This window comes from Bradyrhizobium sp. 142, from assembly GCF_023074015.1.
Lineage (GTDB): Bacteria > Pseudomonadota > Alphaproteobacteria > Rhizobiales > Xanthobacteraceae > Bradyrhizobium.
Genome location: NZ_JADPKQ010000310.1, coordinates 1 through 6,871, shown reverse-complemented (window position 1 = coordinate 6,871; position 6,871 = coordinate 1). Strand labels below are relative to the sequence as shown.

At 63.4% G+C, this 6,871-nt stretch carries 6 protein-coding genes and 1 riboswitch; of the genes, 2 read left to right on the top strand and 4 right to left on the bottom strand.

What is annotated here, in order from left to right:
* Window positions 1-214 precede the first annotated feature (214 nt).
* A complete protein-coding gene (locus IVA82_RS28250) occupies window positions 215-1,321 on the bottom strand; it encodes a 2'-deoxycytidine 5'-triphosphate deaminase (protein ID WP_247387392.1) in 1,107 nt (368 codons plus the stop codon).
* Window positions 1,322-1,430: 109 nt separating this feature from the next.
* Window positions 1,431-1,510: riboswitch (SAM riboswitch) on the top strand.
* A 73-nt stretch (window positions 1,511-1,583) separates the two neighbouring features.
* On the opposite strand from IVA82_RS28250, the gene IVA82_RS28245 reads away from it, so the two are divergent.
* Complete coding sequence (locus IVA82_RS28245; RefSeq protein WP_247387391.1) at window positions 1,584-2,780, top strand: O-succinylhomoserine sulfhydrylase; 1,197 nt, start codon at window positions 1,584-1,586, stop codon at window positions 2,778-2,780.
* Window positions 2,781-2,950: 170 nt separating this feature from the next.
* Here the strand turns inward: IVA82_RS28245 and IVA82_RS28240 are convergent, their stop codons facing one another.
* From IVA82_RS28240 to IVA82_RS28230, 3 genes are read right to left on the bottom strand one after another with little or no spacing between them, the layout of a single operon-like run.
* Complete coding sequence (locus IVA82_RS28240; protein WP_247387390.1) at window positions 2,951-3,949, bottom strand: SGNH/GDSL hydrolase family protein; 999 nt, start codon at window positions 3,947-3,949, stop codon at window positions 2,951-2,953.
* A gap of 12 nt (window positions 3,950-3,961) precedes the next feature.
* A complete protein-coding gene (locus IVA82_RS28235; protein ID WP_247387389.1) occupies window positions 3,962-4,741 on the bottom strand; it encodes an SGNH/GDSL hydrolase family protein in 780 nt (259 codons plus the stop codon).
* On the bottom strand, window positions 4,741-5,997 hold the full coding sequence (locus IVA82_RS28230) for an OpgC domain-containing protein (RefSeq protein ID WP_247387388.1): 1,257 nt from the start codon (window positions 5,995-5,997) through the stop codon (window positions 4,741-4,743). The genes IVA82_RS28235 and IVA82_RS28230 overlap by 1 nt, the downstream gene beginning before the upstream one ends.
* A 192-nt stretch (window positions 5,998-6,189) precedes the next feature.
* Here IVA82_RS28230 and apaG point away from each other — a divergent pair, with 192 nt between their 5' ends.
* Window positions 6,190-6,582, top strand: a complete 393-nt coding sequence (apaG, locus tag IVA82_RS28225) for a Co2+/Mg2+ efflux protein ApaG (RefSeq protein WP_187435836.1) — start codon at window positions 6,190-6,192, stop codon at window positions 6,580-6,582.
* Window positions 6,583-6,871: the final 289 nt, after the last annotated feature.

Sequence of the window (6,871 nt, the reverse complement as noted above, 5' to 3'; positions counted from 1 at the left end):
AGCCGCCCAAGGCGACCTTTGTCACGAGGCTTCAGATCAGCCGGTTACCCAACCAACCTGCTCGTCAGCTACCAGACTTATCGACAATTATCCGGGTGGATTCCTCCTCCACTGGTGACACGCGCCCTTCGGGGCACACAGCGTAATCCGGGATCGTGTCACAGCAGGAGAGACTTTCCCGGATTACGCTGAACGCTCCATCCGGGCTACGGAATTACACCCGAAAATGCTTGCTCAGCTTCAGCCCCTGCGCCTGGTAGTTCGAGCCGATACGCTGGCCGTACATGGCGTCGGGGCGCGCCAGCATCTTCTCGTAGACGAGGCGGCCGACGATCTGGCCGTGCTCGAGAATGAAGGGCACTTCGCGCGAGCGCACTTCGAGCACGGCGCGCGATCCCTGCCCACCGGCGCCGGCGTAACCGAAGCCGGGATCGAAGAAGCCGGCATAGTGCACGCGGAATTCGCCGACGAGCGGATCGAACGGCACCATCTCCGCGGCGTAGTCGGGCGGCACCTGCACGGCTTCCTTGGAGGCGAGAATGTAGAACTCGCCGGGATCGAGGATCAGGCTGCCATCGGGACGCGCCGAGATCGGCTCCCAGAACTCCCCAATGGCATAGCCGGAGCGGCGATCGACGTCGACCACGCCGGTGTGGCGCTTGGCGCGGTAGCCGACGAAGCCGGAACCTTTCTCGCCGGAGAGATCGACGGAGACGGCGACGCCGCCGGAGAGATCGGCATCGTCGATGTCGACGAGACGCTCGGCCGCATGCAGCGCGTCGAGCTCGTCGGCGTTGAGGATGGCATCACCGGTGCGAAAGCGCACCTGCGACAGCCGCGAGCCCTCGCGTACCAGCACCGGAAACGTCTTCGGGCTGATCTCGGCATAGAGCGGGCCGTGATAGCCGGCGCCGATCATGTCAAAGCGGCGGGTACCGTCGGCGATGACGCGGGTGAAGACGTCGAGTCGGCCGGTCGAGCTCTTCGGGTTCGCAGCCGCGACGATCTCCGGCGGCAGCGCGAGACTTTCGAGCAGCGGCACGATGTAGACGCAGTTGGTCTCCAGCACCGCGCCGTCGGCGAGGCTGAACTCGTGCAGCTTCAATTCGTCGATGCGCTCGGCGACGGTGGCGCCGGGGCCGGGCAGAAAGCTCGCACGCACACGATAGGCGATGTCGCCGAGGCGAAGGTCGAGGCTCGCCGGCTGGATCTGGCTTTCAACGAAATCGTAGGCGGGCAGGATGAGGCCGCCCTCCGCCATCGCCGCGATCATGCGGTCGGGCAGGATACCATTGGCGTCGGCAGCGACCGTGAACGTCAAACGGTGGTCCTCTTCGGGGTCAAACGTATCCGAAAACGCGGGAAAAACGAGCCTTTTACGGCTATCCGATGGATGCCTTGACGAAAAGGGCATTGCAGAATATGAGCATGACTTATCCCGTGGTGATTTGAGCCGGCCGGCTTGCAGCCACGTTAAATAAATCGCTAAACAGGCCGGGGACCTCTGTGATCCCGGCCAGTGGAGATATCCAGGCCGGTTTTTTTGTGACCATTTTTAAGAATGGTCACGTTGGAGAGGTCCTATGTCGAAGTCGCCGGCGTCCACCGCACATTACCGTCCCGAAACCCGTCTGGTCCATTCCGGCACCTTGCGCTCGCAATATGGCGAGACGTCCGAGGCGCTGTTCCTGACGCAGGGCTACGTCTACAACAGCGCCGAGGAGTGCGAGGCGCGCTTCAAGGGCGAGGATCCCGGCTTCATCTACTCGCGCTATTCCAATCCGACGATTGCTATGTTCGAGCGCCGCATGATCGAGCTCGAAGGCGCCGAAGCCGCCCGCTCGGCCGCGACCGGCATGGCCGCGGTGACGACCGCGATCCTGGCGCCGCTGAAGGCCGGCGATCATGTGGTCGCCTCGCGCGCGCTGTTCGGCTCGTGCCTCTATGTGGTGCAGGACCTCCTGCCGCGCTATGGCATCGAGACCACTCTGATCGACGGCCTCGATCTCGACCAGTGGCAACGCGCGGTGAAGCCGAACACGAAAACGTTCTTCCTGGAGAGCCCGACCAATCCGACGCTCGACGTGCTCGACATTCCCGCCATCGCCGAGATCGCGCACAAGGGCGGCGCGCGGCTGATCGTCGACAACGTGTTTGCGACACCGATCTGGCAGAGCCCGCTCGCCCTCGGTGCGGACGTCGTGGTCTATTCCGCGACCAAGCACATCGATGGCCAGGGCCGCTGCCTCGGTGGCATCATCCTGTCGTCGGAAGCCTTCATAGCCGAGCACATCCACAATTTCATGCGCCAGACCGGCCCGTCGATCTCGCCGTTCAACGCCTGGGTCCTGCTCAAGGGCCTAGAGACGCTGGGCGTGCGCGTGCGCGCGCAGACCGAGACGGCGGCCCGCATCGCCGACGTGCTGGCGAGCCACCCGAAGATTTCACGGCTGGTGTTCCCCGGCCGCGCTGATCATCCGCAGGCGGCACTGGTGAAGAAGCAGATGCGCGGCGGCTCGACGCTGGTCGGCTTTGAGGTCAAGGGTGGCAAGCAGGGTGCGTTCCGCGTGCTCAACGAGCTCAAGCTCGCGAAGATCTCCAACAATCTCGGCGACGCCAAGAGCCTGGTGACACATCCGGCGACCACCACGCATCAGCGCCTCAAGCCGGAAGATCGCGCCGCGCTCGGCATCAGCGAAGGCTTTATCCGCTTCTCCGCGGGGCTCGAGCATGCGGATGATCTGATCGAGGATCTCACCGCAGCGCTGGAGAAGGCGTGAAGCTCTTACCCTCCCCTGGAGGGGGAGGGTCGATCGCGCTTAGCGCGAGCGGAGTGGGGTGATCTCTCCACTCGGGCAGTGTTCGACGTGGAGAGACCGTCACCCCACCCCGTCTCACATTTCGCTGCGCTACATGTGAGCCGACCCTCCCCCTCCAGGGGAGGTAAGCGCTACATCGGCCGGTAGGTCCGCACGTTCGCGGGCACGTTGACGCCGATCTTGATCTGGCCGACGGAGCGGATGATGTCGTCGCCGAGGAGCTGGGCGAAGCAGGCGTAGCCCCAGTCGTTCATGTGCAGGCCGTCGGCAATGACGAAGCTTTCCACCGGGATCGACTGCGTCTCGTGCCACTCGCGCATCACCTCGAAACGGGGGAAGATGCCGACGTGACGTAGCTCGGCGACCTTGCCGAGCAGCTTCACCATCTTGCCGGCGCTCTCGGCGCGCTGGTTGACCGCCGGGGAATATTGCGGATCGACCAGCACGATATCGGTGCCGCCGCCAGCCTGGATGCGGGAGATACCGTTCTCGACGAGCTTGGCGGTGTCGCCGGGATCGAGATTGCGCAGCACGGCATTGGTGCCGACCTGCCAGATCACCATATCCGGATGCACGTCGATCACCTCCTTCTGGAGGCGTTTCATCATTTCGGGTGCGTCCTCGCCGCCGACGCCGGCATTGACGACGGTGATGTCGGCGGTCGGATATTGCCGGCGCAGCTGCGCGGCCAGACGATTGGGATAATTGAAATCGGGCGAGCTCGCGCCGTAGCCGGCCGTCGACGACGAGCCGAATGCGACGATCACGACGGGCTGGCCGGCGACGAGCTTGTTCGCGACATGCGGCAGCGAGCCCATCGCCTTCGAGCTGCCCTTGGGCGGCAGGCAGGGTACGCGGCCAAAAATGTCGCCCGCGGATTTCGCGACCTGCTTCATCTTGTCGATGGCGCGCGCTGCGATGCCGCGCTGCTCGGCGGCCGGGTTGGTGGCAGCAACGGTGGTCTGGGAGGGCGATGCGGGAGCAGGACTAGCGGTTTGCGCTGGTCCAGGCGTTGCCTGTGCGGCCTGCGACTGCGCGTGCGACGGCGAAACAGGTGTCAGCAACAGCAGCGCCGCGGCTGCGGGCGCGGCCAGCCATGTCGTCAGGCAAAAAGGGCGGAGAGAACTCATTAACTCTAGACCTCAATTTTGCGGCTGGACCGGACCCAGATGGGCAGCGTCGATCACAAACTGTGCCAACGCCCGGCCAAGGCAATCGTGGACCTGTTTCGCCAGTTCAGGGCCGCGGGACGGGCTGAACAGGTCGAACTGCCCCTGATCGTTCCATTGCCGCATGATCGCGAAACGATCGAACAACGGCACGTCATGCTCCTGGGCCACCACCCGCATATTATCGAGATAGGGCGGCACCGAGATCATGGTTTCGGTACGTGGGCTGTATTGCAAGTTCATCAAGATGACGTCAGCCCCTGCATTTTGCAACGCAGCAACCCCTTCGGTCAGTGCGCCGCGAAATTCGTCGGGATCGATGGCTCGGATAGCATCCACCGTCCCGGTCTGCCAGATGACCAAAGTAGGCCTTTTTGCCTCCATCAGCTTAACGAAGGTGGTGGCGGCCTCCTCCGCCGTTTTCTTGCTCTGTATTTCTACGGAGACGCGCACGGCCTCCGACGGCGGTAGCTTTTCCTTCAGGATCGCCTGCATACGCGCCGGATAGGAGCTGTCCTCCGAGGCCGGAATCGTGGTCGAACGGCTGCCGATGACCAGTATCTCGAGCGGATTGCCCGCCTTCACGGCATCGGCGACCTTGTGCAGCTGGCTCTCGGTCGCAAGCAGATAGGGCGGCAATTCGCAGGCGGCGGGCGCGGCGGGAACGGCCGGCGCAGCATCGTCCGCGCGCGCCGGGGGCGCGGCAAAACCACCGCACAGCAGGATCAGGCTCAGGAGAACCTTCGCCTTCATCAGCCCCCTCCCGCCATATCGGCGCTGCCGATGGCGCTTTTGGTCTTCGAACCGCTCTTGTCAGCCACGCGCTTGTACCACGAAATCACCCAAGCCACGGCCCACATGATCAGGATTCCCGAAAGACTAATCAGCCCATGCATGACCGGGCCGCCGGATACCTCGGCCAGGACGAAATGGCCGGCGAAGGCCAGGAAGACGCCGAGGCAGAAGATCTCCAGGGAATGCTGGCCGCACAGGATCAGCGGCCGCAGCCAGGGCGATCTCAGGCCCGGCCAGTCCCGCGGCAGGAAGCGCACGGTGAGCGCGGCCAGTGCCAGGAAATGGGTGAAGCGCAGCACGTCGAGGTCGGTCTTGTCGATCGGATACATCAACTGCTCGAGCCGCTTCGGCATCAGATGGGACAATTGCGGCACGTACCAGGTCAGCGTCACGTAGAACGCCGCAACGAGATAAGCGATCGAGATCCACATCGTCACGGGTGAAGCCAGAATGCGCGACATGCGTCGCGCACCTCCGAGCGCACACCATGCACCGAACACGAAAAGCAATTGCCAGGCCAACGGATTGAACGCCCAGAAGCCGTTCGGATAGGCCGAGAAGTAGAGGTCGTATTCCCAGGTGACGGCGTAAAGAACAACGGAGAGGCCGAGCGTGACGTCGGGCTTCCATTTCATCGACCAGAGGATCAAAGGCAGCGCCAGCATCAGCACGATGTAGAGCGGCAGCACGTCCATATTGACCGGGCGGAAGCGCAACAGCAGCGCTTGCACGATGGTGACATCGGGCTGCTTGAGGAAATCCATGATGCCCATCTCTTCGGTGTAGAGCGGGTTCTCGAAGCTGGTCGCGACGTAGGATATTTCGGCGAGGAAGATCGTGAACAGGAAGACGTGGGCGACATAGATCTGCCAGACCCGGCGCAGGATGCGCGCGGTGGCGATGACGACGCCGCTTTCCAGCATGGCGCGGCCATAGACGAAGGCGGCGGTATAGCCGGAGATGAAAATGAAGATTTCAGTGGCGTCGCTGAAGCCGTAATTGCGGATCGTGAACCAGGTCAGAAGGCTCGACGGCAAATGGTCGATGAAGATCAGCCACAGCGCCAGACCGCGGAACAGGTCGAGCCTGAGCTCACGCTCGCCGATGGCCGGCAGTGTGATGGCCGGCGCGGCGGCACGGGGTCTCGTACCTGCGGATTTGGCGTCCGCGGGTCCCGCAATCGTCGATCCCGTCACTTGGTCGGCAATGGTCATCGGGGCCCGAAACCCTCGCGCAAATCGCGAAGTTAAGACGTTAAGACGTTAAGGAGTGTATCGTCCGGCCGCGATCTCGCAAAGCGACCGGATCACATTGGGGCGTCTTCCGTTCGAATTCTGGCGGCACGATGTCGGGAAAACCGCCTCCGGCGTTTGGTTCCCGGCCCGGATTTCGTTATGATGCCACCCATGTACCGCGCCGTGACCCGCCAGATCGAAGTGACCGTCCAGCCGAACTTTGTTCCGGAGCAGTCGTCGGCCGACCGCTCCCGTTTTTTCTGGTCCTACACCATCGTCATCACCAACTCCGGGGATGAGACCGTGCAGCTCAAGACGCGGCACTGGATCATCACCGACGCCTCCGGCCGGCAGCAGGAGGTCAAGGGCGAGGGCGTGGTCGGTGAGCAGCCGATCTTGGCGCCCGGCGAGCGCTTCGAATACACCTCCGGCGTGCCCCTCACGACCGCCTCGGGCTTCATGACCGGCCGCTATCAGATGGTCACCGAAAGCGGCGAGCGTTTTGACATCGACGTGCCGACATTCTCGCTCGACAGCCCGGACAACAAGCGGGTGTTGAACTGAGGCTGAGTGCGGCCACTGCTCCACGGTTGGACTCATCCCATCGCTCGTATGCGCGCCCATCTCCCACCGTCATCCTTGTATGGGGAGTGAGTTGTCAAGAGGGCGTCGTTTGATGGCGGCGGTCTTGGGCGCCGCGGCGAGGAGCGGTCAAGGCTGGCCGTAGGCCACCGCCGGAGACGGCGTGGCAGCGGCCTTGAGCGCGACGAGCTCGGCGCCACAATGGCGTCCCTGCAACGCACGCGATGACGATAACAGGTGTGACGTGATGCGAGGCCTGGGCCGTGAATGA

What these genes read in the sequence shown, in the direction of transcription:
- IVA82_RS28245 (WP_247387391.1), top strand. Translation starts at nt 1,584, where the DNA reads ATGTCGAAGTCGCCGGCGTCCACCGCACATTACCGTCCCGAAACCCGT.
- IVA82_RS28240 (WP_247387390.1), bottom strand. Translation starts at nt 3,949, where the DNA reads ATGAGTTCTCTCCGCCCTTTTTGCCTGACGACATGGCTGGCCGCGCCC.
- IVA82_RS28235 (WP_247387389.1), bottom strand. Translation starts at nt 4,741, where the DNA reads ATGAAGGCGAAGGTTCTCCTGAGCCTGATCCTGCTGTGCGGTGGTTTT.
- IVA82_RS28230 (WP_247387388.1), bottom strand. Translation starts at nt 5,997, where the DNA reads ATGACCATTGCCGACCAAGTGACGGGATCGACGATTGCGGGACCCGCG.
- apaG (WP_187435836.1), top strand. Translation starts at nt 6,190, where the DNA reads ATGTACCGCGCCGTGACCCGCCAGATCGAAGTGACCGTCCAGCCGAAC.